A 793-nucleotide genomic window follows, 5' to 3' on the forward strand; every position below is an offset into this window, starting at 1 on the left:
CTCCACCAGCATTCAAAAAACTGCTTAACTCTTCAGGGGCGCTGCGAGGTCGATAAAAGCCTGTCGCAACATGCCAGGAAATTGGTGTAATTAGTAGGTTTCGAGGTGTGTAGGAGGCAATATCGATGAGTTTCAGTTCTTGGAGTCGAGTCTTTGCCTCGTTATTTACCTCGGTACGACGAACTTTCATGTTAAGCATTTCAAGTTTAGCGCCTTGAATATAGCCAGGTAAGGCATCCAGTTGATCATGGTATGCTGCTCGAATTTCCAGTTGCTGGAAATGGTGGCTGCCGTCATAACCGCCGGCTAGCGTTAATCGGCGTGAGTTATGTCCTTGATCGTCACGATACTTAGGTGTTGGAAAGTCTGGAAATACTTTAGTCTTATCGATCTTACTTCTAGTCGAAAGTAGTTCGATCGTTCGTTTGCCAAGGTGTGGAAGGTCGGATTTTTTTCTCACTGCCAGGTAGCGGCTGTATTGGTAGGCCAATTCCAAAACCTTTGCCTGACTTTCTGTATCCAATCTTTGCAAGTGGTTTGTTGCAAGCTTGTTATCTTCTACCAAGTTCCTGGCAAGGTGGATCTCATCATCGCTTAAGTTATCGATCATCTGAGTCATCAGGCTTAAGGTAGAAGGGCGAAAACGTGCGTGCTTTACCGCTCCTGCTTGTTCAATGGCGCGTACTGTATCGGAAGGGATTGCGCTGAGTTTGAAGGCGTCGACGAAGTTAAAGCGTTCGCTGGCTGCATCCAATAAGGTGAGTAATTGGTAGGAGCAGTTTTCATCTACAAA

1 protein-coding gene is annotated in these 793 nt (G+C 46.0%); it reads right to left on the reverse strand.

Annotation, left to right across the window (positions count from 1 at the left end; genetic code table 11):
• Positions 1–793, reverse strand: a 793-nt coding sequence (locus tag A3729_RS08715; protein WP_156497821.1) for a DUF4105 domain-containing protein, incomplete at both ends; no start/stop codon positions are given.

The sequence above is a fragment of the Oleiphilus sp. HI0043 genome, assembly GCF_001634935.1.